Below are 21634 nucleotides of genomic sequence, written 5' to 3'. Positions count from 1 at the left end.
TGTAAGTTTTTCGTTTGAAACTTGGGTCAATGGGCTTGGGGATGCTGAATATTTTGTTGCAATGCACCCAACGTTGGGTCTTTCAAACCGCCTAGAAATTCTATTAGTATGCAAATCAAACAAATTGTGGAGAACGACGTGCTGGTGTCGACCGATCTTCGGCCGAACGAAACGAGGGCACTTGCGGCGCTGTTTCGTGCCGGCGCGTTGAGCCGAGCGGCGCTCGCACGCGATCTCGGCCTGACCCGGTCGACCACCGGCGCCCTGGTGCTGGGGCTGACCGAAGCCGGTCTGGCGCGCGAGCGGTCGGATGGAACGGATGACGAGCAGGATAGCGAGGGTCGGGTCGGCCGTCCCGGTATCCTGGTCGAGATCGAAGGCAATGGCGGCTTCTTCCTTGGCGCTTATATCGGCGTCAACTGGATCGCAGCCGTGGCTGTCGACCTTGCCGGCGCGCGGCGTGCGAGCGCCTCTAGGGCATTTGCCGGCCCGGGCAGCACGCCTGAAGCCGCGGTTGCCATCATCGGGGAACTCGTCGCCGAGATCCGCTCGCAATTGCCTGCGGGCACGCGCCCCTACGGGCTCAATGTCGCCGTGCCCGGCTTCCCCGCCGCCGACGGGATTTCATACCATGCCACCATTCTTGGCTGGCACGGGGTCAATCTGGCGGAGCTTTTGCGCACTGCCTTTGGCGCGGACTTTCCAATCCTCTTGGAAAACGATGCCAATGCCGTGGCGGTGGCCGAGACATACCGGTCGCGGCCAGGAAAAGACGACGAGGATGCTCTGGTCATCCTGATCGAGAACGGCGTTGGCGGCGGCATCATCAATGCCGGCAGGCTGCATCGCGGCCGGCTCGGCGGCGCCGGCGAAATCGGTCATCTTCGCATTGGCGACGAAGGTTTTGTCTTCGACGCGAAGCGCCCGGGGCGGCTGGAATCCTATGTCGGCAAGGATGCGTTGCTGGCTCGCTATTTGCACATAAGCGGACTGCGCGCCGGCCTGCATGAGTTTGTGGCGGCATTGGCCGACGGCGAGCCGCCAGCCGTTGCCACGGCGCGCGACTGGGCGCTCTGGTTCGGTCGCGGGCTGGCAACACTTGCCTGCACCTTGCAGCCGGAACGCATCATCCTCTCCGGCTCCGTCAATGCTGTCTATCCCTTTGTCTCCAAACAGGTGGAAGCTTTCCTCTCGGACTTCCTGGCTGAAGGTTATCCCGTTCCCACAGTGGAACTGTCGCGCGTCGGCGCCGACGGTCCGGCATTGGGCGCTGCCTGTCTGCTGCATCAGGCAGCTTTGTCGGGCGATCCGCAATTTCAACTTCGCGGCCTCGCCGCGCGCTAATCAGGAGAGATTCAATGCCTCGCAAAGACGAAAAGCGGCTGCGTGTCGGCGTGCTCGGCTGCGGTCCGATTGCCCAGGCGGCGCATTTCGAATCCTGCACCAAGGCACGCAATGCCGATCTCTATGCCATCTGCGATGTCGCCGACGATCTGCGCGACAGGATGGCCGCGACCTACGCGCCCGAAAAATCCTATGCCGACTACGGCCTGATGCTGGCCGATCCCGATCTCGACACCGTCATCATCGCGACATCGGACATTTTTCACGTCAAGGCCGCGGAACTGGCGCTCGATGCCGGCAAGCATGTGCTTTGCGAAAAGCCGCTGGGCGTTTCGGTCGAGGAGGTCGAAGGTTTGCGGGCCACGCTCGACAAGAGCGGCAAGGTGCTCCAGGTCGGCCATATGAAGCGCTTCGACCCCGGCATCCAAGCGGCCAAGGCTTTCGTCGACGACGAAATGGGCGAGCGGCTGGCGTTCAAGGGCTGGTATTGCGACAGCACCCACCGCTACCCGATGACCGATGCGGTGCAGCCGCTGATCATCACCAGCGCCAAGGCGCGCAAGCCTGCCGTCAATCCCAAGGCGGATCTGCGCCAGTATTATATGCTGGCGCATGGCAGCCATCTCCTCGATACGGCGCGCCATCTGCATGGGCAGATCGAAGCGGTGGAGGCCCGGCTCACCGAGCGCTATGGCGCCTATTGCTGGTTCATAACCACCATCTTCGCCGACGGCACGATCGGCCATCTCGACCTGACGGTCGCCGTGCGCATGGACTGGCACGAAGGGTTCCAGATCTACGGCCAGAACGGCAGCGTTCTCGCTAAGACGTATAACCCCTGGTACTACAAGAGCAGCGAGGTCGACATTTTCCGCGAGGCCGATGGCAGTTGGCACCGGACGCTTGGCGCGGATGGCCACTTCTATCGCCGGCAGCTCGAAGGCTTTGCCGATGTCGTGCTGAATGGCGCGCCCATGATCGGCGCCGGCATCGAGGACGGCATCGCCTCGGTCAGGGGCATGGCGGCCATCGCCCGCTCGGCCGCTGCCGGCGGCCGCGCCGTCCGTCTGGCCGATGTCGACGGGGTCGCGTGATGCAGCTTGGGATTTTCGCCAGGACCTTCGCCACCACCGGCGCCTCGCCGGTGCTGCGCGCGGTCGCGGATGCCGGCTATAGGGCGGCGCAGTTCAACATGGCGTGCCTTGGCCTGCCGCCGATGCCGGACAGCATCGAACGCGACGCGGTCCGGTCCGTCGCTGAGGCGAGCGGCGAGGCCGGCGTTTCGATCGCGGCGGTTTCGGGAACCTACAACATGATCCACCCGGATCGCACGGTTCGCATCCAGGGACTCGCCCGGCTTGAGGTACTGGCCGCGTCATGCGCCGATATGGGCACGCGACTGATCACGCTGTGCACCGGCACAAGGGATGCGCAGGATCAGTGGCGCTGGCATCCCGACAATGCAAGCGAGGCGGCGTGGAGCGATCTGCGGACGGAGATGGAAGCGGCGATCGCGATTGCCGAGCGCTTCGACATCGAGCTTGGCATCGAACCGGAACTGGCCAATGTCCTCTCCAGCGCCCGGGCCGCACGCCGCCTGCTGGACGAAATGAACAGCACGCGGCTGCGCATCGTGCTCGACCCGGCCAATCTGTTCGAAGTGGCCGACAGCGCGGAGCGTCATCGCCTCATCGACGAAGCCATCGATCTGCTGGCCGCCGAGATCGGCATGGCCCATGCCAAGGACCGCCATGCCGATGGCAGTTTTGCCGCAGCCGGAAAGGGCGTGGTCGACTTCCCGCATTTCATCGGCCGCCTGAAGGCTGCCGGGTTCGACGGCCCCTTGATCACACATGGCCTGACAGAGGCCGAGGCGCCAGGTGTCGGCGCCTTTCTGCGCACCGTACTGGAAGGAAGCGAGCGCGCGTGAAAGAGACCTTCAGCCGCGATGGCGTCGATCTTGCCTACCGGGACGTCGGCGCCGGGCTTCCCGTCATCTTTCAGCACGGCCTAGGCGGCGACGACGCGCAGGTCGCCGACGTGTTTCCCGATCTGCCGGTGACCCGGCGGGTGACGCTCGAATGCCGGGGCCAGGGCGGATCCAGCTACGGGCCGGTCGAGCGGCTTTCGGTTGCGACGTTTGCCGAAGACGTCGAAGCGCTGGCCGACGCTCTCGGCATCGGCTCGGCCGTCGTCGGCGGCATCTCGATGGGCGCGGCGCTGGCGCTGCGCCTGGCAGTGCACAGGCCGGCCCGTGTGCGCGCTTTGGTGCTCGCCCGGCCCGCCTGGGTAGCCCAGGCGGCTCCGGAAAATATGAGGCCCTATGCCGTGGTCGGCGATCTCCTGATGCGCCATTCGCCTGACGCCAGGCGTCTGTTCGATGACAGCGCAGTTGCCGCAGAGCTAGCGAGGCTGGCGCCGGACAATCTCGCCAGCCTGCAAGGCTTCTTCAATCGCCCGGACCCGGTTCTGTTCGGTAGGTTGCTGGTGGCGATCGCGGGCGATGGTCCGGGCGTGAGCGAGGCGGACATCCGCGCTATCGCGATGCCGACCCTTGTCATCGGCCATGACCATGACCTCGTCCATCGACTGGACGACGCACAGACGCTGGCCGGGCTCATCCCGTCGGCCCGGCTTTGCACCATCACAGCCAAATCGCAGGATCGCGCCGCCTACCGGCGGGAATTCCGCGCCTGTCTTTCGGAGTTCCTGGAAGCGCTGGCATGAAGCATCAAACGATGGACGACACGATCGCCGTGGTCGAGATCGGCGGCACGTCGGTCAAGGTTGGCTTTGCCGACCACGGCATCCCGGTGGATTTTGCCCGCACCTACCCGACCGCGCAACTGCGCCAGGGCGCGCCTGTGGCGGGGTTGGCCGATGCGGTCACCGCAGCCTGCCGCGATGCCGGGCTCAAACCTGCACGGGTCGTTGCGACGGTGCCTGGGTTCATCGACCGCGACTTCGACACGGTGCTGCACACGGCCAACATTCCCGAGCTGAACGGCATCCGGCTGGGTACGGAACTGGCATCGCGGCTCCGCGTTCCCGTGCGGCTCGAACGCGACGTCGTGCTGCAATTGCTGGGCGAAAGCGTTGCCGGCGCGGTGAAGCGGCAAAAGGAGGTGCTGGCGGTCTATCTCGGCACCGGCATCGGTGCGGCCTATCTCGGCAAGGACGGCATTTTCAGGGGTGGCGGCTGGGCGCTCGAGATCGGCCACATGCCGATCTACCGGCCCGACGAAAGCGGACCGCCAAACCGGGTCGAGACCTATGCCTCGGGAGCAACGCTCGTCGAACTCGCGACGGACTACGATATCCCGGTGGCCGATCTGTTTTCGGCGACCGGGCAGCCGCCATCGCTGCGCGAATGGCTCGACGAAATCGTCTGGCAGCAGGCGGTGGCCGTCGCAACCGCAGCCGCCCTGTTTTCCCCGCAGACGATCCTGATCGGCGGCGGTATCGTCGACATGAAGTCCTATCCCCGCCAGACGCTCAAGCAGCGCATCGCGGACAGCCTGCCGCATTCGCTTGTTGTAGAGCCTCTGGACATACGCTGGGCGGCCCTGGGCTGGCAGGCGGCGATCCATGGCGCGGTGCTGCTCGGCGCGGTGTGATCGCCGTGGTTGCTGTCGGCGAAGGATTACTTGATCGTCTTGCCGTCCGCCCCAAACCGGTATGTCTTACCCGGCTCCGGCGTTGCATACAGCGTCGCACCTGGCTCGGCGTCGTAGACACCGAAAATGCGCACGGTGATCAGTCCGGCCTTCTCGCAGTCGAGATAGAGGTTGGTGTCGGCGCCGAGATGTTCGGCGTGCACCACCGTTCCCTTCCAGGCGCCGGATTTTGGATCCACGGTCAGATGCTCCGGCCGCACGCCAATGGTCTTGGCCGTCTCGCCCAGCCGCGCGCCGTCGATGAAGTTCATCTTCGGTGAGCCGATGAAGCCGGCGACAAATTCGTTTGCCGGCGAATTGTAGAGCTCCATCGGGCCGCCGATCTGCTCGATCTGGCCGGCGTTGAGCACGACGATCTTGTCGGCCAGCGTCATCGCCTCGACCTGGTCATGGGTGACGTAGATCATCGTCGCCTTCAGACGCCGGTGCAGCTGCGCGATCTCGAGCCGCGTGTTGACGCGCAGCGCTGCATCGAGGTTCGACAAGGGCTCGTCGAAGAGAAACAGTTTTGGCTCACGCACCACGGCGCGGCCGATGGCGACGCGCTGGCGCTGGCCGCCCGACAGTTCCGCCGGCCGCCGCTCGAGATACGGTTCCAGCGACAGCATCGACGAGGCGACGCCGATGCGGCGTTCGATCTCCGGGGCGGGCGTGCCGGCCTGCTTGAGGCCGAGGCCCATATTGTTCTTCACCGTCAGATGCGGGTAGAGCGCGTACGTCTGGAACACCATGGCGATGCCGCGTTTTGCCGGGGGCGTGGCCGAGACATCGGCGCCGTCGATCACCACCCTGCCGGAGGTCGAATCCTCCAGCCCGGCGATGACCCTGAGCAAGGTTGACTTGCCGCAGCCAGATGGGCCGACGAAGACGACGAATTCGCCGTCGGTCACTTCGAGGTTGATGCCTTTCAGCACCTCGACCGGCCCGAAGGCCTTCTTCACATTCTCGATTACCAGCGAGCCCACGGCTTCGTCCTTGTTCTAGAGTTTGCCCTACTAGAGCTTAACTGGGGCGCCGCTGCGCACGCTCTCATCGGCGGCAAGGCAGACGGCGAGCGATTTCACCGCGTCGTCCATGTGGCGGGTCAGGTCGATGTCTTCCCGGATCGCCTTCAGCACGAAGGCCTGTTCGAGGTCGCAGAGATCCTGGTGGCCGGGTTCGCCGTCCATCGACAGCATCTCGTCCGGCCTGGCGAACTTGCCGTCCGCACCCGTCGCAGCGCTGTGCAGGCGGATGGTCGAGGTCTTGGTGTGGGTGTCGATGTCGTCCGACTTCACACCTTCCTTCATGACGATCGACACGCAGCCATTGGGCGACATCACGTCCTTCACGAAGAACGCCGTTTCCGAAATCATCGGTCCCCAGGCAGCTTCGTACCAGCCGACCGAACCGTCATCGAACAGCACCTGCAGATGGCCGTAATTGTACATGGTCGGCGCGATTTCCTCGGTCAGCCGCAGCCCCATGCCGCGCACCTCGACCGGCTTGGCGTCGGTGATCTGCAGCATGACGTCGAGATAGTGCACGCCGCAATCGACGATCGGCGACGTCGTCTGCATCAACTGCTTGTGCGTCTGCCAGGTCGGGCCCGACGATTGCTGGTTGAGGTTCATGCGGAACACGTAAGGGCCGCCAAGCTTGCGCGCCTCGGCGATCAGCCGGACCCAGGACGGGTGATGGCGCAGGATATAGCCAATCACCAGCTTTCTGCCATTGGCCTTGGCCGCCGCGACGACGCGCTTGGCGTCCGCCACCGTCGTTGCGAGCGGCTTCTCGACGAAGACGTGGCAGCCGGCCTCGAATGCCTTCACCGCATAGTCGGCATGGCTGTCGGAATAGGTGGCGATGCAGGCGACGTCGGGCTTTTCATCGCGCAATGCATCGTCGAAGGAACGACGGATGTCATAGCCCGACAGTCCTTCCGGCAATGGCACGTCGGAGCGGTTGATCAGTGCAGCGATCTCGAAGCCCGGATTGTTGTGATAGGCCAGCGCATGGCTGCGGCCCATATTGCCGAGGCCGGCGACGACAACACGAAGAGGTTTTTCTAGACTCACTTGACGGCTCCGGATGTGATGCCGCGGATCAGCTGCCGCGAGAAGATGACGTAGAGGGTCAGCACCGGCATGATCGCCAGCGAGAGTGCGGCCAGGATGGCGTTCCAGTTGGTGACGAACTGGCCGAGGAAGAGCTGCGCGCCGAGCGTCACCGTCTTGGTCTCTTCCGACGGCGCCAGGATCAGCGGGAACCACAGATCGTTCCAGATCGGGATCATGGTGAAGACGGCGACCGTCGCCATCGAGGGCCGCACCAGCGGCAGCACCAGCCGGAAGAAGATGGTGTATTCCGACAGGCCGTCGATGCGGCCGGCATTCTTCAGATCGTCGGACACCTGCTTCATGAATTCCGACAGGATGAAGACGGCCAGCGGCAGCCCCTGCGCGGTGTAGACCAGGATCAGCGCCGTCAGCGTGTTGACCAGCCCGCTCGCCACCATCAATTGCAGGATGGCGACGGTGCCGAGCCGGATCGGGATCATGATGCCGAGCGCGAGGTAAAGCCCCATCAGCGTGTTGCCGCGGAAGCGGTATTCCGAGAGCGCGAACGCCGCCATCGCGCCGAACAGAAGCACGAAGAACAGCGAGGCGACGGTGACGACCAGGCTGTTCTGGAAATAATGGATGAAGTCGCCCTGGCCGATCACCGTGGTGTAGCCGATCAGGTCGAAGGTTTTTGGCGTCGGCGGCGTCAGCGGCTCGCTGAAGATGCCGGCGCGCGATTTGAACGAGTTCATGATGACCAGGATCACCGGAAACAGCGCGATCGCCGTGTAGGTCAACAGGATCGCGTGGGCGCCGATGGTGCGGGGCAGCGAACGGGTGGCGGTGCTCATTGGAAGGTCTCCTGACGAGCGATGACTGTTGAGGTCGGCACCAAGGCACCCCCCTCTGTCCTGCCGGACATCTCCCCCTCAAGGGGAGAGATTGGCAGCGTTGACCTTGCCGTCCACCTTGCAACGCTGGTGATTGGCGAAAGCGACGATGACATCTGATCTCCCCCCTTGAGGGGGAGATGCCTGGCAAGGCAGAGGGGGGTGTTTAGCCGTAACATGTCTGCCCCTCAGAACTGGTAGCGACGCAGGCGCGTCTGGACGAGGAAGAGGTAGACGCAGACGCCGCCGAGGATGATCAGGAACATCATCGTGGCGATCGCCGCGCCCATATTGGGATCGCCGGTCTGCAGCTGAAAGCCGAAGAAGGCGCGGTAGAGGAAAGTGCCCAGAATGTCGGTCGAATAGTTCGGGCCGGCGAGCGCCCCTTGCGCGGTGTAGATCAGGTCGAAGGCGTTGAAATTGCCGACGAAGGTCAGGATCGAGATGATGCCGATCGACGGCAGGATCAGCGGCAGCTTGATCTTCCAGAACTGCGACATGCCGGTGATGCCGTCACATTCGGCCGCCTCGATCACCTCTTCGGGGATCGACAAAAGGGCTGCATAGATCAGCATCATCGGGATGCCGACGAACTGCCACACCGAGATCAGGCTGAGCGCGGTCAGCGCATATCGTTCCTTGCCCAGCCACGGCGTGAACAGGCTTTTCAAGCCGACCAGGTCCATCAGATGCGGCGCCACGCCCCATAACGGCGACAGGATCAGTTTCCAGGCGAAGCCGACGATGACGAAGGACAGGATGGTCGGCACGAAGATCGCGGTGCGGTAGAAGGCGGCGAACCTCAGCCTCGGGCTGGAAAGAAGTGCGGCCAGAAGCACGCCGATCGGGTTCTGCACCACCATGTGGATGATGAAGAACCAGGTGTTGTTCCTCAGCGCGTTCCAGAAACCCACCGACCAGTTGGGGTCGCCGAACAACGTACGGAAGTTGGTGAAGCCAACGAACACCTGATGCTGCTCGACGTTGCGGAACAGCGACAGCTGCAAGGTGCCGGCCAGCGGCAGGATCATGATCGCCGTATAGACCAGCAGCGCCGGCGCCAGGAAGACGCCGATATGCCAGCGGAACGGTCGTTTCGGTCGTGTTTGTGCGGCCATGAGTGCGGTCCCCGCCGATCAGGTTTAGCAATGCCTTCGACGGCAGCGCTGCCCCTCACCCTCACGCTCTCCCCGTGAAGGACGGGGAGAGGGGGCGCCTGCGTTTCGGCTGATCCTTCTCCCCGTCACTATACGGGGAGAAGGTGCCGGCAGGCGGATGAGGGGCGGCGCCGTCGTTCGCAGTCGATGATGCTGTCGAAAAACGCAGGGCCGTCCACTTGGGGCCCTGTCTGTTGTCTGAGCTCTTACTTGCCCGGCTTGTACCAGCTGTCGAGGCCGTCCTGCAGCTTCTTGGCGGCAGCTTCCGGCGTGTCGGTGCCATTGATGACGTTGGCCGATTCAACCCAGGTTTCGTTCTCGAGGTTCGGCGTGCCGCGCGACAGGATCTGGTAGGTCGAGCGGATCGTCGACTTGCACTTGTCGCGCCAGGAGACGAATTCCTGCGCCAGCGGGTCTTCCATCTTCACCGGGGTGGAATTCAGGCTGAAGAAGCCCGGCAGTGCGTTGGCGTAGATGGTGGCGAAGTCCGGCGAGGCGACCCAGGACAGGAAGGTCTTGGCCGCGTCGGCATTCTTCGACGCCGCATTCAGGCCCATGCCGATATCGGTATGGTCGGAGATGTAGCAGGTGTCGCCGGCCTTCTCGACCGGCGGCGGGAAGGCGCCCATCTTGAACTGCGCCTGGGTGTTGAACAGGCCGATCTCCCACGATCCCGCCGGGTAGATGGCGGCGCGGCCAAGCGTGAACAGGTTCTGGCTGTCCGGATAGGTCTGGGCCTCGAAGCCGTCGCCGAGATAAGGCTTCCACTTGGCCAGTTCCTCATAGGGAGCAACCCAGTCCTTGTCGGTCAGCTTCTGGTCGCCCTTGATCAGCGCTGCGCGGCCCTCTTCGCCCTTCCAGTAGTTCGGACCGATGTTCTGATAGCCCATGGTCGCGGCTTCCCAGAGGTCCTTGGTGCCCATGGCCATCGGGATGTAGGTGCCGTCGGCCTTGATCTTGTCGAGCGCGGCGAAGAACTCGTCACGCGTCGTCGGCACCTTGAGGCCGAGCTTGTCGAAGGCGTCCTTGTTGTAGATGAAGCCGTGAATGACCGAGGCCATCGGCACGCAGAAGCTCGCCTTGCCGTCGTCGGTCTGCCAGGCGGCCTTGGCAACGGGCGAAAAGTTTTCCATGCCGGGCAGCGCCGACAGGTCGGCAAGGTTGCCCTTCTTGAACAGTTCGAGCGACTTGTCGAACGGGCGGCAGGTGATCAGGTCGCCAGCCGAGCCGGCGGCGAGCTTGGCGCCGAGTGCGGCGTCATACTCGGTCGGCGCCGACGGTGCGAACACCACTTTGATGCCCGGGTTCTTGGCCTCAAAAGCCGGGATCAGCTTGTCCTTCCAGATGGCAAGGTCGTCGCCGCGCCAGCTTTCGATATTGAGCGTTACGTCATCGGCGTGAGCCAACCCGGCGGTGCCGAGAATGCTGGTGCCGAGAAGCAGTGCCGTCAGTAATTTCGTTGTCATGCTAGTCTCCCTGTTGACCTTTTTCAGGTTCGGTTTTGAGAACAGGGGCCTTCGCGCCCTTGTTCCCCTCGATCGCGGAAAGGGCTGGCCGCAGCTTCTGGCCGGTCCCTTCCAGTATCTTCTCGGCCGCAACGGAGTTGGCAGCGCCGGCGGCGAGCAGAATGGCTGTTTTGACGACGCCGCCGCTCGCTTCGAGCAGCCGCACGGCGTCTTGCCGGTCGCGTCCGCTGATAGCGGCGACGATGCGAGCCGCGCGGTCGCGCAGCTTGATGTTGTCGGCGGTGAGATTGACCATGTAGCCGTCATGGACATGGCCGAGATGAATGGCGGTAAGCGTCGACAGCATGTTGAGCGCGATCTTCTGGGCAGTGCCGGCGCCCATGCGCGTCGAGCCGGCAATCACCTCCGGTGGCGTCTCGAGCAGGATGGCGACGTCGGCCAGCCTGAGCAGGGGCGTGTCCTTGTTGTTGGCAATGGCGATGGTTGCCGCGCCCCGGCTGCGCGCATCCTTCAGCGCCTGCACCGCATAGGGCGTCGAGCCGCTGGCCGAAATCGCGATCAGGCAGTCGCCCTTGCCGATGCCGGCGCCGGCAATTGCCGTCGAGGCTTCGTCGGTGTCGTCTTCCGGTCCGCCGGCCAGGGTCTTGAAAGCGTCGTCGCCACCGGCGATGAGGATGGCGATGCGTTCGCGCTTGATGCCGAAGGTGCCGGGCAACTCCAGCGCGTCGGCCAGCGCCATCAGGCCGGAGCTGCCGGCCGCAGCATAGGCGAGCTTGCCGCCGCCGTTCAGCCGCCCGGCGATGATTTCGGCTGCGGCGGCGATGGCGGGAATGGCGTCGCGCACAGCCTTGGCGGCCTCGATCTGCGCATTGACCAAAGAAGAAAGGATGGCGTCCGGGGCCTGGATGTCCAGTCCCTCGGCATTGCTGTGAAGCGCTTCGGTGCGCGGTTCGGCCATCCCTGTCCCTCCGATGGAAGAACAATACCAAAAAAATACCACTTGTCCACACGCATTAACGAAATTGCGAACTGGAAAGCGTTGAGCCGGCGAAATTCCCGGGTTTTCAACCTGATACGCCTTAATCTTTTTGAAACGGAAATTAATCCCTTGGCTATTGGTATTTTATTGGTATTATCCGCCCGGAGGAGACATCGCGTGAAATTCGTGCTCGGTATCGACGGCGGCGGCACCAGCTGCAGGGCAGCCCTTGCGACAGGCGATGGCGTTGTCGTTGGCCGTGCCAAAAGCGGCGCCGCCAACATCCGCACCGATCTCACCGGCGCTCGCACCCACATCGTCGAGGCTGCTCGTCAGGCCTTCATCGCCGCCGGGCAAGATCCGGACCTGATCCCGCAGACACCAGCCATTCTCGGCCTTGCCGGCGCCAATGTCGGCACCTACCGCCAGCAGCTTGAAGCAATCCTGCCGTTCAGCATCAGCCGCGTCGAGACGGACGCCGAGATCGCGCTCGAAGGGGCAGTCGGCTCTGGTGACGGCGCCATGGCCATCCTCGGCACCGGCACCGCCTATATGGCGCGCAAGGGCGGCACGTCGCGCGCCATCGGCGGCTGGGGCTTTCAGGTCGGTGATCAAGGCAGCGGCGCCCGGATCGGCCGCGACCTGCTGGAGCAGACGCTGCTCGCCCATGACGGCGTCCGGCCGCGCTCAGCCCTGACCGACAGCATGATGGCCATTTTCCGCAACAATCCCGAAGACGTGGTCGAGTTCACCACCAATGCCAAGCCCGGCGATTTCGGCGGCTTCGCGCCCAAGGTTTTCGAGCATGCCGAGAAGGGCGACAGCGTCGCCAACTGGATCGTGGACAAGTCGGTTGCCGATGTCGAGGCGTCGCTCCACGCGCTCGACCTCTCTGATGACGCCCCGCTCTGCCTGCTCGGCGGGCTGGCGCCGCTCTATGGGCCGCGCCTTTCCCAGCGCTACCAGGCGCTGCTGAAAGCGCCGCTCGACGATGCGCTGGGCGGCGCCGTGCAGATGGCGGCCCGCATCTTCGTCAAAGCGGAGGCGACGCGATGAGCGATGCCGCCGACCAGATCTTCGCCACGCTGAGGCAGTCGTCGCAGAGCGGCGCCCCGCTCTACCTGCAGCTCAGGAAAAGCATCGAGGACGCCGTCAATCGCGGCCTGATCGGGCCGGGCGATGCGCTGCCTTCCGAGCGCGACATCGCCACCAAGGCCGACATTTCGCGCGTCACCGTGCGCAAGGCGGTGCAGGATCTGGTCAAGGGCGGCATCCTCGTGCAGCGCCACGGCTCCGGCACCTTCGTCGCGCCGCGCATGGAGCGCGTCGAGCAGTCGCTGTCCAGGCTCACTTCATTCACCGAGGACATGGCAAGGCGCGGCATGGCGGTGCGTTCAGCCTGGCTCGACCGCGACCTCTACCCGCCCTCGCCCGACGAGATGATGGTGCTCGGCCTGTCCTCGAACGAGTTGGTGGCGCGCGTGGCGCGCCTGCGCATCGCAAACGACACGCCGCTGGCCATCGAACGCGCCTCGTTGTCGGCCAGCGTGCTGCCGGATCCGGCCGGGATAGGCTCGTCACTCTATGCGGCGCTGCAACTGACCGGCAACCGGCCGGTGCGGGCGGTGCAGCGCATTTCCGCCGCCAATCTCGGCGACGCCGATGCGCGTCTGCTCGAAGTGCCATCCGGCATTGCCGGCCTGCACATCGAACGCATTTCCTATCTCGCGAGCGGCAAGGTGATCGAGTTCACCCGCTCCATCTACCGCGGCGATGCCTATGATTTCGTCGCCGAATTGCGCCTGACAGGGCCGAGCGAAGAGGGCCGACCATGATCCCCAAGACCACCCATATGCGGCGCGAGATCGACGAAATTCCGCAAGCCGTCGCGCGCCTGCTCGATGGCTCGGCGGCGGTGCTGACCGAGGCCGGACGCGGCATTCGCGAGCGCGATCCGAGCTTCGTCGTTACTGTCGCGCGCGGTTCGTCCGACCATGCCGCCACCTTCATGAAATATGCCGTCGAACTGACCGCCGGCCTGGCCGTGGCATCGGTCGGTCCATCGGTCGCCTCGATTTACGGCGCCAAGCTCAAGCTCACCGGTTCGGCTTGCCTCGCCATCTCGCAATCCGGCAAGAGCCCTGACATCGTCGCCATGGCCGAGACGGCGCGGGCCGGCGGTGCGCTCACCGTCGCCATCACCAACACCGCCGATTCGCCGCTGGCGCGGGCTTCGGATTTTGCCATCGACATTCTGGCCGGCCCCGAGCGCAGCGTCGCGGCGACCAAGACATTCGTCAATTCGGCGGTCGCCGGCCTGGCGCTGATGGCGCATTGCACCGGCGACGACAGACTGCTGGCCGCCCTTGCCCGCCTGCCCGAGCATTTCAGCAAGGCGATCGCCTGCGACTGGATGGCGCTGGCCGGCGCGTTGGAGACGCCGCAATCGCTGTTCATCCTGGGACGTGGCCCGTCCGCGGCGATGGCCAACGAGGCGGCGCTGAAATTCAAAGAGACCTGCGGCATGCATGCCGAGGCCTACAGTGCAGCCGAAGTCATGCACGGCCCGCTGGCGCTGGTCGGGCCAGGCTTCCCGGTGCTGGCGCTCGCCGCCCGCGATGCCTCCGAGCCGTCCGTGGCAGAGGCTGCCGACAACCTTGCCGGCAAGGGTGCAGCAGTTTTTGTAACCTCGGACAAAGCCAAGAGCGCGGCGCGGCTGCCGCATGTCGCCACCGGTCATCCCTTGACCGACCCGCTGACGCTGATCGTCTCCTTCTACGGCTTCGTCGAAGCCTTCGCCCGCCATCGCGGCCTCGATCCGGACGTACCGCGCAATCTGCGCAAGGTGACGGAAACCGTATGAGCGACCGTTTTGCCCTGACTGGCGCCCGAATTTTCGATGGCGACGACTGGCATGATAACGCCGCCCTTGTCGTGCACGGCGATGTGGTCGAAGGCATTCATCCCGTCGGCGCCATTCCGTCGGGCGTTGCCCGCATCGACGCCGGGGGCGGCATGCTGGTGCCGGGTTTTGTCGACCTGCAGGTCAATGGCGGCGGCGGCGTCATGCTCAACGACCATCCCGATGTCGCCTCGCTGGCAACAATCTGCCGGGCGCATGCGCCGTTCGGCACGACCGCACTGCTGCCGACGCTAATCACAGATACGCCTGACATCACCGCCGCGGCCATTGCCGCCGGCACCGAGGCGGCACGGCAAAAACTGCCGGGGTTTCTCGGCCTGCATCTCGAGGGACCGCATCTCTCGGTCGCCCGCAAGGGGGCGCATGACCCGGCGCTGATCCGGCCGATGACGGATGCGGATGAAGCGGCGCTGGTCGCGGCACGCAAAAACCTGCCGGTGCTGCTGACGACGATAGCGCCTGAATCCGTCGAGCCTGCCCGCGTTGCGGCCTTGGCCAAGGCCGGTGTGATTGTCAGCCTCGGCCATTCCGACACCGGCTACGCCACGGCCAGAGCCTTTGCCGATGCCGGCGCCAGCGTGGTCACACATCTGTTCAACGCCATGAGCCAGATCGGCAACCGTGAGCCGGGGCTGGCGGGTGCGGCCATCGACATAGGCAGCCTGTCGGCCGGGATCATCGCCGACGGCATCCATGTCGATCCCGCCACAATGGCAATCGCGCTGCGCGCCAAGCAGGGACCGGGCAAGATCGTGCTGGTTACAGACGCCATGGCGACGATCGGCACCGACATGACATCGTTCACCCTCAACGGCCGCATCATCTATCGCAAGGATGGCAGCCTGAGGCTGGCCGACGGCACGCTGGCCGGCGCCGATCTCGATATGATCTCGGCGGTTCGCTACGTCCACCGGATTGTCGGGCTGGACCTGTCGGAAGCGTTGCGCATGGCCTCGCTCTATCCGGCGCAGGCGGTCGGCCAGGCCCACCGGCTCGGCCGCTTCGCCAATGGCACGGCTGCCGATATCGTCGCTCTGTCGGACGCCCTCGACGTCAACGGCGTCTGGATCGGCGGCGACAAGGTTTTTGCAGGCGCGGACAGTTCGCGCTAAAGTCCACCCATGCATGATGTCGACTGCGTTGTCGCCGGAGCCGGTGTTGTCGGCCTCGCCATTGCCCGCGCGCTGGCGCTGTCGGGCCGCGAGGTGCTGGTGGTCGAGAAGGCCGCAGCCATCGGCACGGGCACCAGTTCGCGCAATTCGGAAGTCATCCATGCCGGGCTTCATTATACGCCGGGCAGCCTGAAGGCCCGTCTCTGCGTCAACGGCCGCGAGCGTCTCTATGCCTATTGCCGCGAGCACGACGTCGCCCATCATCGCACCGGCAAACTGATCGTTGCCGTCCAACCCGAGCAGTTGGACAAACTGCAGGCGATCCAGATCAACGCGGCGCAATGCGGAGTCGGTGACCTCAAGCTTTTGACGCGCGCAGAGGCCGAAAGCCTGGAACCGGCGCTGAGCTGCGCCGGCGCGCTGCTGTCGCCGTCAACCGGCATCGTCGACAGCCAGGCGCTGATGCTGTCATTGCGTGGAGACGCGGAAGCGGCCGGCGCATCTTTCGCCTTGCTCACCGTTGTCTCAGGCGCGAGCATCGAAGCCGACGGCATCCGGATCGACACGCGCGACGCCGATGGCGAGGGTTTCACCTTGAAGACCGGCGCCTTCATCAACGCCGCCGGCCTCGACGCGCAGGCGCTCGCCGGCCGCATCGAAGGCCTCCCGCAAGACCGTGTTCCGCCGCTGTGGCTGGCGCGCGGCAATTATTTCGCGCTTTCCGGCCGCTCGCCCTTTTCGCGGCTGATCTATCCGGTGCCGGTCCATGGCGGCCTCGGCGTGCATCTGACCCTCGACATGTCGGGGAGCGCGCGCTTTGGCCCGGATGTCGAATGGATCGATCGCGTCGACTATACCGTCGATCCCGCACGAGGCGCTGCCTTCTACGACGAAATCAGGCGCTACTGGTCCGGCCTGGCGGACGGCGCCCTGCAACCGGCCTATGCCGGCGTCAGGCCGAAACTGTCCGGTCCGGGCCAGCCGCCCGCCGACTTCGTCATCCAGGGACCGGCTGACCACGGGGGCGGTCAGATCGTCAATCTGTTCGGCATCGAGAGCCCTGGCCTTACCGCCAGCCTCGCCATGGCAGAGCATGTCGTTGGGCTTTTATATCCGCAATGACGGACGTTTCCTGAAACGTCGGGCAGGCGCATACCATGAAACCTTTTGATATGGAGGTCGTTGTCGGGGCATATGTCCGAGGCAAAACCCAAATCGGAACCGACCGACGGTGTCGGAGCGCGCGATGCCACGAAGTCGCGCCGGGAAAAGCCGTCACGGCAAACGCGCGGAGATGGACCGCGCGAGGACACGCCGCGCGAGAAAAAAGCATCGACAGTGGAAGCCGCCTCCGAGCCCGTTGGCGAGGCTGCGCCGCCGCCGGATGCCGTCGAACCCGATCCCAAGCTGACGCCTGAGCAGGCCGAGCAGGCGCGCAAGAAATATCTGCTGCGGCGTTTCTGGATCAGCGGGCGCGGCTATTGGGGGAGGCATGGCGACAAGCTCGCCTGGCCTTTGACGATCGGAGTGCTGCTGCTGATCTGCATCAACATCGGTTTCCAGTATGGCATCAATGTCTGGAACCGCTCGATGTTCGATGCCCTCGAGCAGCGCAACGCCCGCACGGTCTATCTCCTCAGCGCCGTATTCGTGCCGCTGGTGATCTGCAGCGGCAGCCTTGTCGTCGCGCAGGTCTACCTGCGCATGACGATCCAGCGCCGCTGGCGTTCCTGGCTGACCACCGGGGTGGTCGCGCGCTGGCTGGCAAACGGCCGCTACTACCAGCTGAACCTCGTGGGCGGCGACCACCAGAACCCCGAGGCCCGCATGACCGAGGACCTGCGCATCGCCACCGAGTCGCCGGTCGATTTCACCGCCGGCGTCCTCAACGCGTTCCTGTCGGCCTCGACCTTTATCGTCGTGCTGTGGACCATCGGCGGCGCGCTCACCCTGCCGATCGGCGGCGAGAGCATCACCATTCCCGGCTTTCTGGTCATCACCGCGATCATCTATGCCGCCATCACCTCGACCTCGATGGTGGTCATCGGCCGCGATTTCGTCCAGCTCTCCGAGCGGAAGAACCAGGCGGAGGCCGAACTGCGCTACACGCTGACGCGCGTGCGCGAAAACGGCGAGAGCATCGCCTTGCTGGGAGGCGAGGACGAGGAGCGCAGCGGCATCGACAGAAATTTCGGCCACGTGCTGAGGCAATGGGCTCTGCTGACCGGACAGCACATGCGCACGGCGGCGGTGTCGCAGGGATCGAGCCTGTTTGCGCCGGTCGTGCCGATCCTTTTGTGCGCGCCAAAATTCCTCGAAGGCTCGATGACGCTTGGCGAGGTGATGCAGGCGGCGTCTGCCTTTGGCATCGTGCAAGGCGCGTTCGGCTGGCTGGTCGACAACTATCCGCGCCTCGCCGACTGGAACGCCTCCGCGCGGCGCATTGCCTCGCTGATGATGTCGCTCGACGGGCTCGAGCGCGCCGAGCAGAGCGATGCGCTCGGACGCATCAACCGGGGCGAAGCGGAAGACGGCGCCATCCTCAGCCTCGACAATCTTTCCGTGACACTCGACGACGGCACCTCCGTGGTCAAGGAAACCGAGGTCGTGATCGAGCCGGGCGAGCGGGTGCTGGTTTCAGGCGAATCCGGTTCAGGCAAGTCGACGCTGGTGCGGGCCGTCGCGGGCCTGTGGCCATGGGGCGGCGGCAGCGTCAATTTCCACACCGACAGGCGCCTGTTCATGCTGCCGCAACGCCCCTACATCCCTTCCGGAACGCTTCGCCGCGCGGTCGCCTATCCCGCGGCGGCGGACAAGTGGACCATCAAGCAAATCAAGGCTGCCCTCGACAAGGTGGGGCTTGGCTATCTCACCGGCAGGATCAAGGAAGAGGCGCCATGGGACCAGACGCTGTCGGGCGGCGAAAAGCAACGCCTCGCCTTCGCGCGCCTGCTGCTGCATCGCCCCGATATCGTGGTGCTGGATGAAGCGACTTCGGCGCTCGACGAGAAGAGCCAGGACACGATGATGTTGACGGTGATCCGCGAACTGCCTGACGTCACCATCATCAGCGTGGCGCATCGTGCGGAGCTCGAAGCCTTCCACAGCCGCAAGATCACCCTGGAGCGGCGGGAGGGCGGCGCCAAGCTCGTCAGCGACGTCGACCTCATCCCGCGCAAGCGCAAACGCAGCCTGCTGAACCGCGCTTTGTGGGGTTCCAGCACTCGGGTGAAAAAGCCGCGCAGGTAAAAGGCGCCACTGCCGAACCGCGAACAGAGATGTCCAGGCGAAGCGCTTGGGCAAAGACATTAGCCGGCTATGGATTAGCCGTAGAGACCCTTGTAGGTCTCGCGCAGCAGGTTCTTCTGCACCTTGCCCATCGTGTTGCGCGGCAGCTCATCGACGAAGATCACCTGCTTCGGGTGCTTGTATTTGGCCAGCTGGCCGGCAATGGCGCCAACGATCTCGGCCCCGGTGATCCGCGATGCCGGCGCCCGCACCACGACAGCGGTGACGCCTTCGCCGAAATCGGGATGGGCAATTCCGATGACGGCACTTTCCAAGACGCCGGCAACGGCGTCGATCTCGCTCTCGATCTCCTTGGGATAGATGTTGTAGCCGCCGGAGATAATGAGATCCTTGCCGCGGCCGACGATGTGGACGTAGCCGTCCGCGTCGATGATGCCGAGGTCGCCGGTGATGAAGAAGCCGTCCTTGCGAAACTCCGCCTTGGTTTTTTCCGGCATGCGCCAATAGCCGGAAAAGACATTCGGACCTTTGACCTCGATCATGCCGACTTCACCCTGGCCAAGCGCATCGCCGCTGTCAGGGTCGGCGATGCGCAGCGAAACGCCGGGCAGCGGGAAGCCGACCGTGCCGGCCCGACGCTCGCCCTCATAGGGGTTCGACGTGTTCATGTTGGTCTCGGTCATGCCGTAGCGCTCGAGAATGGCGTGGCCGGTGCGCTCGCGCCAGGCCTTGTGCGTTTCGGCGAGCAGCGGCGCCGAGCCGGAAACGAACAGGCGGATGTTCTTCGCCGCCTGGGCATCCAGCCCATCCTGCTGCAGGAGCCTGGTATAGAAGGTCGGCACCCCCATCAGCACTGTCGCGCGGGGCAAGAGCGAGACGATGCGGCCGGCGTCGAATTTCTGCTCGAACAGCATCGAGGCGCCGGCCATCAGGGTGACGTTGGTGGCGACGAACAGGCCGTGCGTGTGGAAGATCGGCAGGGCATGGATCAGCACGTCATCCCCGGTGAAACGCCATTGCTCGACCAGCACGCGCGCATTGGAGGCCAGGTTTTCGTGGCTGAGCATGGCGCCCTTGGAGCGTCCGGTGGTGCCCGATGTGTAAAGGATTGCGGCCAGATCGTTCGGCCCGCGCGCCACGGCGTCGAAATCCGTGGGCTGTTGTGCCGCCAGTTCGGTCAGCGAGCCCTCACCATTGCTGCCAAGCGTGAAGATGGCAGCACCCGACGCGTGCGCCAACGGCGCGATAGCGCCGGCGCGGGCCGGGTCGCAGACGACCAGCCGCGGCTCGGCATCACCGAAGAAATAGCCGAGTTCGGCCAGCGTGTAGGCGGTGTTGAGCGGCAGGAAGACCGCGCCGGCGCGCAGGCAGGCGAGGTAAAGGAAAATGCATTCAGGGCTTTTTTCGACCTGCACGGCAACGCGGTCGCCCGGCTCGACGCCGAAATGCCTCAGCGCATGTGCCAGCTGTGCCGATTGCGCCAACATGTCGCCATAGGCGATCGCGCGTCCGTCATCGGTCGCCATCAGGATGCGCTCGGAGGCTGAAATCCGGCTGCGGAACGCGTCGAACAGGTGATTGGTCATGCGCATTCCCTAGAGATGATGCCGAAAAGTGTGAAGCGGTTTTCGGAGGACATCATGCTCTATCCCTTTGATTTAGAGCCGGATGGCCTTGGAACAAAGGAAACGATTTCGCCTCCGTCCGGCAAAAACGTGAAATCGGGTTTGCCGCCGATCAGATGAAGGCAAGCGGACTTGGATAACGGGCGATTTTGGATAGCGGGCGGATTTTGGATAGCGGACCGGAAGCGCTTCTATCTGCGGCTGCGCAGCGCCTTGGTGGCGCTCACGCGTGGATCGCCGCTGTCGTTGAAGCGCTCCATGCACATGGCTGCCGTCAGACGGTAGTGGTTGAGGAGGGCTTCAACGGCGCCGTCGGCATCGCCATCCACCGTGCGCTCCGCAATCAGCCGATGTTCACTGATTTCGTCGCGCTCGCTGCCGTCCTGGGAGATCAGCCGGTAACGGGAGGCCTGATCCGAAAGCTGGTCGCAAAAGCCGGTCAGCCAATGCGAGCGGCAGCCTGCGATCAGTGCCCGATGGAAGGCGCGGTGCAGCTTTTCCCATTCCGGATTGTTCGAGGACGGATCCTCCGGCAAGCGGCGCGGGGCACGCGCCAGGCGATGCAAGGCCAGCACGAGCTGCTCTTCCCATTCGCCGGTGCGGTTGGCAATGGATTCACGCAGCGCCCGCTCTTCCAGCCAGCAGCGGGTGCGCGTCAATTCCTCGAGTTCCGGGGCACTGACCGGCATGATGAAGAAACCGCGCTGGTCGTGGCGGCCGAGCAGGCCTTCCGAAGCAAGTCGGTTGAGGGCCTCGCGAACCGGTGAGGCGCCGGCGCCGTAACGGGAAACCACCCATTCGACACGAAGCTTGCTTTCACTTTCAAACACGCCGCGCAGGAGATCGTCGCGAAGCTGTTGATAGACCGTACTAGCGAGTGTGCTCTTGGGTCCCGCGCCTTCGCTCACATCGGCAGATCCGTAGGTCAATATGACTCCTGTAGCTCTCCCATGCTCCGCTAGCCCGTTCGCGAAGCAAACGATTTCCCCTGTAAATTTACTGTAACTCCTAAGGCATCCGCCCCTCAAGCGAAAGATCACGATATTCGACTTAAAGAGGAAGGTTGACCGCATCTTATCCGCCGGAAGTAACTAAAATCGTGAAAAACTTGTTCTTCTGAAGAAAGTTTGTCTCCCTGCATGGCAGGTGCCCTCGTGAAACAGCTTCGAG

The 21634-nt window shown here is 64.3% G+C and carries 19 protein-coding genes; 11 read left to right on the top strand and 8 right to left on the bottom strand.

Annotated elements, in window-relative coordinates; genetic code table 11:
• Positions 1-108 precede the first annotated feature (108 nt).
• The 5 genes from NKJ18_RS12710 to NKJ18_RS12690 are packed head-to-tail and all read left to right on the top strand — an operon-like array spanning position 109 to position 4961.
• A complete protein-coding gene (locus tag NKJ18_RS12710) occupies positions 109-1344 on the top strand; it encodes an ROK family transcriptional regulator (RefSeq protein WP_352758322.1) in 1236 nt (411 codons plus the stop codon).
• Positions 1345-1358: 14 nt separating this feature from the next.
• Positions 1359-2438 (top strand): Gfo/Idh/MocA family protein, encoded by a 1080-nt coding sequence (locus tag NKJ18_RS12705; RefSeq protein ID WP_352758321.1) that lies wholly within the window; start codon positions 1359-1361, stop codon positions 2436-2438.
• Positions 2438-3274, top strand: a complete 837-nt coding sequence (locus NKJ18_RS12700; protein WP_023703594.1) for a sugar phosphate isomerase/epimerase family protein — start codon at positions 2438-2440, stop codon at positions 3272-3274. Before NKJ18_RS12705 ends, NKJ18_RS12700 begins: the two co-directional genes overlap by 1 nt.
• Entirely contained in the window at positions 3271-4071 is an 801-nt protein-coding gene (locus NKJ18_RS12695; protein WP_352758320.1) for an alpha/beta fold hydrolase, read from the top strand. The genes NKJ18_RS12700 and NKJ18_RS12695 overlap by 4 nt, the downstream gene beginning before the upstream one ends.
• A complete protein-coding gene (locus NKJ18_RS12690; RefSeq protein WP_352758319.1) occupies positions 4068-4961 on the top strand; it encodes an ROK family protein in 894 nt (297 codons plus the stop codon). The genes NKJ18_RS12695 and NKJ18_RS12690 overlap by 4 nt, the downstream gene beginning before the upstream one ends.
• A gap of 26 nt (positions 4962-4987) precedes the next feature.
• On the opposite strand, the gene NKJ18_RS12685 is transcribed toward NKJ18_RS12690, so the two are convergent.
• The 6 genes from NKJ18_RS12685 to NKJ18_RS12660 all read right to left on the bottom strand — a co-directional run bounded on the left by NKJ18_RS12685 (position 4988) and on the right by NKJ18_RS12660 (position 11534).
• Positions 4988-5986 (bottom strand): ABC transporter ATP-binding protein, encoded by a 999-nt coding sequence (locus NKJ18_RS12685; protein ID WP_023703596.1) that lies wholly within the window; start codon positions 5984-5986, stop codon positions 4988-4990.
• 30 nt (positions 5987-6016) lie between these two features.
• Positions 6017-7078: a Gfo/Idh/MocA family protein gene (locus NKJ18_RS12680; protein WP_352758318.1), complete on the bottom strand. Its 1062-nt coding sequence runs from the start codon at positions 7076-7078 to the stop codon at positions 6017-6019.
• The gene (locus tag NKJ18_RS12675) at positions 7075-7914 is read right to left on the bottom strand and encodes a carbohydrate ABC transporter permease (RefSeq protein ID WP_023668842.1); all 840 of its coding nucleotides are present in this window, start codon (positions 7912-7914) and stop codon (positions 7075-7077) included. Before NKJ18_RS12675 ends, NKJ18_RS12680 begins: the two co-directional genes overlap by 4 nt.
• A gap of 227 nt (positions 7915-8141) precedes the next feature.
• Positions 8142-9071: a carbohydrate ABC transporter permease gene (locus NKJ18_RS12670; protein WP_023707791.1), complete on the bottom strand. Its 930-nt coding sequence runs from the start codon at positions 9069-9071 to the stop codon at positions 8142-8144.
• A gap of 245 nt (positions 9072-9316) precedes the next feature.
• The gene (locus tag NKJ18_RS12665; RefSeq protein WP_023668844.1) at positions 9317-10576 is read right to left on the bottom strand and encodes an ABC transporter substrate-binding protein; all 1260 of its coding nucleotides are present in this window, start codon (positions 10574-10576) and stop codon (positions 9317-9319) included.
• A 1-nt stretch (position 10577) separates the two neighbouring features.
• Positions 10578-11534 (bottom strand): N-acetylmuramic acid 6-phosphate etherase, encoded by a 957-nt coding sequence (locus NKJ18_RS12660; RefSeq protein WP_023684261.1) that lies wholly within the window; start codon positions 11532-11534, stop codon positions 10578-10580.
• A gap of 198 nt (positions 11535-11732) precedes the next feature.
• On the opposite strand from NKJ18_RS12660, the gene NKJ18_RS12655 reads away from it, so the two are divergent.
• The 6 genes from NKJ18_RS12655 to NKJ18_RS12630 all read left to right on the top strand — a co-directional run bounded on the left by NKJ18_RS12655 (position 11733) and on the right by NKJ18_RS12630 (position 18839).
• Positions 11733-12611 (top strand): glucosamine kinase nucleotide-binding domain-containing protein, encoded by an 879-nt coding sequence (locus NKJ18_RS12655; RefSeq protein ID WP_023703600.1) that lies wholly within the window; start codon positions 11733-11735, stop codon positions 12609-12611.
• Complete coding sequence (locus tag NKJ18_RS12650; protein ID WP_023668847.1) at positions 12608-13390, top strand: GntR family transcriptional regulator; 783 nt, start codon at positions 12608-12610, stop codon at positions 13388-13390. Before NKJ18_RS12655 ends, NKJ18_RS12650 begins: the two co-directional genes overlap by 4 nt.
• Positions 13387-14418 carry an SIS domain-containing protein gene (locus NKJ18_RS12645; protein ID WP_352758317.1) on the top strand — a complete coding sequence of 344 codons (1032 nt, stop codon included), beginning with the start codon at positions 13387-13389 and terminating at the stop codon, positions 14416-14418. Before NKJ18_RS12650 ends, NKJ18_RS12645 begins: the two co-directional genes overlap by 4 nt.
• Complete coding sequence (gene nagA, locus NKJ18_RS12640; RefSeq protein ID WP_023822100.1) at positions 14415-15590, top strand: N-acetylglucosamine-6-phosphate deacetylase; 1176 nt, start codon at positions 14415-14417, stop codon at positions 15588-15590. The genes NKJ18_RS12645 and nagA overlap by 4 nt, the downstream gene beginning before the upstream one ends.
• Positions 15591-15599: 9 nt before the next feature.
• Positions 15600-16712: an NAD(P)/FAD-dependent oxidoreductase gene (locus tag NKJ18_RS12635; protein ID WP_023696931.1), complete on the top strand. Its 1113-nt coding sequence runs from the start codon at positions 15600-15602 to the stop codon at positions 16710-16712.
• A gap of 72 nt (positions 16713-16784) precedes the next feature.
• Complete coding sequence (locus NKJ18_RS12630) at positions 16785-18839, top strand: ABC transporter ATP-binding protein/permease (protein WP_027049251.1); 2055 nt, start codon at positions 16785-16787, stop codon at positions 18837-18839.
• 74 nt (positions 18840-18913) lie between these two features.
• Here NKJ18_RS12630 and NKJ18_RS12625 read toward each other — a convergent pair whose 3' ends face one another.
• Positions 18914-20425, bottom strand: coding sequence for a malonate--CoA ligase (locus NKJ18_RS12625; RefSeq protein ID WP_352758316.1), 1512 nt, complete (start codon positions 20423-20425; stop codon positions 18914-18916).
• A gap of 230 nt (positions 20426-20655) precedes the next feature.
• Complete coding sequence (locus tag NKJ18_RS12620; RefSeq protein WP_023694237.1) at positions 20656-21393, bottom strand: GntR family transcriptional regulator; 738 nt, start codon at positions 21391-21393, stop codon at positions 20656-20658.
• Positions 21394-21634 lie beyond the last annotated feature (241 nt).

Origin of the sequence: Mesorhizobium sp. M0217 (assembly GCF_040321955.1) — a bacterium.
In the GTDB taxonomy this organism is placed as follows: Bacteria; Pseudomonadota; Alphaproteobacteria; order Rhizobiales; family Rhizobiaceae; genus Mesorhizobium.
The sequence above is the reverse complement of the archived record's forward strand: the minus strand, read 5'-3'. Positions and strand labels throughout refer to the sequence as shown.

What these genes read in the sequence shown, in the direction of transcription:
- NKJ18_RS12650 (WP_023668847.1), top strand. Translation starts at nt 12,608, where the DNA reads ATGAGCGATGCCGCCGACCAGATCTTCGCCACGCTGAGGCAGTCGTCG.
- NKJ18_RS12710 (WP_352758322.1), top strand. Translation starts at nt 109, where the DNA reads ATGCAAATCAAACAAATTGTGGAGAACGACGTGCTGGTGTCGACCGAT.
- NKJ18_RS12625 (WP_352758316.1), bottom strand. Translation starts at nt 20,425, where the DNA reads ATGACCAATCACCTGTTCGACGCGTTCCGCAGCCGGATTTCAGCCTCC.
- NKJ18_RS12705 (WP_352758321.1), top strand. Translation starts at nt 1,359, where the DNA reads ATGCCTCGCAAAGACGAAAAGCGGCTGCGTGTCGGCGTGCTCGGCTGC.
- NKJ18_RS12675 (WP_023668842.1), bottom strand. Translation starts at nt 7,914, where the DNA reads ATGAGCACCGCCACCCGTTCGCTGCCCCGCACCATCGGCGCCCACGCG.
- NKJ18_RS12635 (WP_023696931.1), top strand. Translation starts at nt 15,600, where the DNA reads ATGCATGATGTCGACTGCGTTGTCGCCGGAGCCGGTGTTGTCGGCCTC.
- NKJ18_RS12700 (WP_023703594.1), top strand. Translation starts at nt 2,438, where the DNA reads ATGCAGCTTGGGATTTTCGCCAGGACCTTCGCCACCACCGGCGCCTCG.
- NKJ18_RS12665 (WP_023668844.1), bottom strand. Translation starts at nt 10,576, where the DNA reads ATGACAACGAAATTACTGACGGCACTGCTTCTCGGCACCAGCATTCTC.
- NKJ18_RS12630 (WP_027049251.1), top strand. Translation starts at nt 16,785, where the DNA reads ATGTCCGAGGCAAAACCCAAATCGGAACCGACCGACGGTGTCGGAGCG.
- nagA (WP_023822100.1), top strand. Translation starts at nt 14,415, where the DNA reads ATGAGCGACCGTTTTGCCCTGACTGGCGCCCGAATTTTCGATGGCGAC.
- NKJ18_RS12645 (WP_352758317.1), top strand. Translation starts at nt 13,387, where the DNA reads ATGATCCCCAAGACCACCCATATGCGGCGCGAGATCGACGAAATTCCG.
- NKJ18_RS12670 (WP_023707791.1), bottom strand. Translation starts at nt 9,071, where the DNA reads ATGGCCGCACAAACACGACCGAAACGACCGTTCCGCTGGCATATCGGC.
- NKJ18_RS12660 (WP_023684261.1), bottom strand. Translation starts at nt 11,534, where the DNA reads ATGGCCGAACCGCGCACCGAAGCGCTTCACAGCAATGCCGAGGGACTG.
- NKJ18_RS12690 (WP_352758319.1), top strand. Translation starts at nt 4,068, where the DNA reads ATGAAGCATCAAACGATGGACGACACGATCGCCGTGGTCGAGATCGGC.